This is a genomic window from Acinetobacter sp. UBA6720 (assembly GCF_002454215.1).
In the GTDB taxonomy this organism is placed as follows: domain Bacteria; phylum Pseudomonadota; class Gammaproteobacteria; order Pseudomonadales; family Moraxellaceae; genus Acinetobacter.
Window position 1 is genome coordinate 1 of record NZ_DKIK01000121.1, and the last position, 2,783, is coordinate 2,783.

Genomic DNA, 2,783 nt, shown 5'->3' on the forward strand with positions numbered 1-2,783 from the left:
TGCTTGGGCTTTTTTATGAGATGACTTTAGAAAAAATCAATATCAAATATGGCGTCCCTACGGGGATTCGAACCCCGGTTACCGCCGTGAAAGGGCGATGTCCTAGGCCTCTAGACGATAGGGACGTTTCAGAGGTGGGCGTATATTAGGGTGAAAACAGAGGGGTGTCAAACGCTTTTCTCTAAATAATTCCAGTTTTAAGTGTTGAGTGCATAAAATTAAAACAATAGAGATAAAGTGATTAAAAACTATATGATTTAAGTCGATTTTTTAAGCAGATCGGTGAGGCTATTTATAAACCTAGGATGTTGTAAATAACCCTCAATCAGATGAGGGTGAGCAAGATCGGTGGTGATTTGTTGATTAATAATGGCGGGATTAAATGCAAATGGTTTTTGATAGAGAGGAAATGCGCTTAGAAAATCAATGTCTGAATAAAAATTGATCCAGTCGCCATATAAAGCCACAGGTCGTTGAATGGGTTGTTGTAAATGACACTGTATGACCCGAAAAGCAAGGGGTGAAGCTAAACTAATAAACGCTTGAATGTGGAGTTCAGGGTATTGAATTAAATAATTATAGGCAATCACGCTGCCTAGAGAGTGGCCAATCACAATCTTAGCTTTCGTACCGTGTAACTGCTCATGCAGACGTGTATGCACTGTGTGGATGAAGTGTGGATTGGATAAATATAGATAAGCTTCAATTAAAAAGCGATGAATAAAGCTGCTATGTAGCTTTGGAAAGTGATTCATTAAGCTTCCTAAATCACGAAATGCAATATCCTTACTCAATAGGCTGATGTACTTAATTTTATGATTGAATGAGAGTTCATCAGAAATGGTGAGCTGAGGGTTTTGAGAAATTTCAGTCTGATGTTCGATATTGAGTGTAGCGGTGTGTGTTAGGTGAATAGGATGTAAAAAAGAAAAAGGAGACCAGTGTTGCGGTATGAGGGTGCTGGCATTGAGGGTGTTTTCTAAATGCTGACGTGTTAGAAGGTCTCCGTAAAAGGCCAGCCGACTGTGTCGCTGAATATAAAGAAAGTAATCTGCTTCTCCGCACGGTTCTAAGGCCTGTTTTAATATGATAAGCCAATGTTGAAGCAGGGTACGCGCAGTCTTATGCTGCTGATTCATCCCATGAATCCATACAATATTCATCGTGTATGCACCGATGATGTACTTGATATAAACAGTATAAAAAAAAGAGCGACCTCAGTCGCTCTTTTTAACATAAATGCTTAGGATTTATTGTGATAGAACTTATAGTAACTTGCATAGCAGACTGCAATAAACAGTAAACAACCAAAGAAGCTAATACGCATGCTTGGATCAAACACCATACTGACGCAGGTGATAAAGCAGAAGATAAAGCCAAGGATTGGTACAATAGGGAACAAGGGGGCTGCAAAACCTAATTCTTCTTTTTTACGCCCTTGTTTATACCACTGACGACGGAAGTTAAATTGGCTTAAACAGATACTCATCCAAACTACGACCATGGTAAAGGCTGCAATACCAAGTAGATTAGTGAAAATTGTTTCAGGTGCAAACTGTTCAGACAGTAAACCAGGCATTCCGCCAATCATCGTGACAATGACTGCAACATAAGGAATACCGCGAGTATTTAATTTTGAAAATACTGCTGGTAATTGTTTCTGATAAGACAGTGACCACATCATACGTGATGCAGCAAACAACCCTGAGTTTGCAGCAGATAGCAGTGCTGTGATAATCACAAAACGAATGATATCTTCGGCATACGGAATGCCAATGTGTTGGAATACCGTTACAAATGGACTACTGCTCACGCCTTCAGCCGCTAAACCTGCTTCTTGATGCGGAAGGAGTGAAGTCACGACCAAGATGGTACCTACAAAGAAAATCAATAAGCGGAAAATCGCAGTATTGATGGCTTTGGGTACATTCTTGGCAGGATCTTTGGTTTCACCCGCAGCAACACCAATCAGCTCTGTACCAGAAAATGCAAAGTTTACAATCAGCATGGTAGTAAAGATTGGAAATAAGCCCTCAGGGAACCAACCTTGCGCTGTTAAGTTACTAAATAAAGGCGCAGCTTCATAACCTCTGTAGCCAATGACTCCAAAAATTGCCATTAAACCTAATAAGATAAAAGCAACAACCGTGATAACTTTTACCAAAGCCAGCCAGAACTCAGATTCAGCGAACCATTTGGTTGAAATCATATTCAGTGTAAATACGAAAGCACCAAAAATTAGGGTCCACATCCACATTGAGCTATCTGGATACCATTCCTGCATAAGAAGGGCAGCCGCTGTAAACTCTGTGCCTAATGTGACTGACCACGTGAGCCAATACAACCAAGTGATGGTATAACCTGTACCTGGGCCTATATAGCGTTTGGCATAAGCACCAAATGAGCCAGACTCAGGCATATGAACGGCAAGTTCCCCTAAACACAGCATGACCATATAGGCAATGATCCCACCGAGAAAATAAGAAATAATGGCACCTACAGGCCCCGTTTGTGCAATGACTTCACCCGACCCTAAAAATAGACCTGTTCCGATTGCGCCACCTAGCGAAATCATGACCAGATGTCGAGTACTCATAGCGCGCTTTAAAGGCGCAGAATTGCCCTGATGCGAAGCATCATTCGGAGATGAGTGCATAAGCGTTGAATTAGTTGGGGAATGAAGCGGGCTATTGTAGTGAAAAACTGCAAATCTGCAATGAAATAATAATAATTATGAATAAGTGTTGATCAGAAGATCAAGATATGGCGTCCCTACGGGGATT

At 41.1% G+C, this 2,783-nt stretch carries 2 protein-coding genes and 1 tRNA gene; all 3 read right to left on the reverse strand.

Translation table 11 applies throughout. The features are described from left to right. Nucleotides 1-49 precede the first annotated feature (49 nt). Nucleotides 50-125, reverse strand: a tRNA-Glu gene (locus B4F08_RS10540). A gap of 132 nt (nucleotides 126-257) precedes the next feature. Continuing rightward, nucleotides 258-1,163 (reverse strand): alpha/beta hydrolase, encoded by a 906-nt coding sequence (locus B4F08_RS10545; protein ID WP_291374334.1) that lies wholly within the window; start codon nucleotides 1,161-1,163, stop codon nucleotides 258-260. A gap of 80 nt (nucleotides 1,164-1,243) precedes the next feature. Then, a complete protein-coding gene (locus B4F08_RS10550; RefSeq protein WP_086207782.1) occupies nucleotides 1,244-2,656 on the reverse strand; it encodes an amino acid permease in 1,413 nt (470 codons plus the stop codon). Nucleotides 2,657-2,783: the final 127 nt, after the last annotated feature.

Coding starts and splice junctions, on each gene's coding strand:
- B4F08_RS10545 (WP_291374334.1), bottom strand. CDS start 1,163: ATGAATATTGTATGGATTCATGGGATGAATCAGCAGCATAAGACTGCG.
- B4F08_RS10550 (WP_086207782.1), bottom strand. CDS start 2,656: ATGCACTCATCTCCGAATGATGCTTCGCATCAGGGCAATTCTGCGCCT.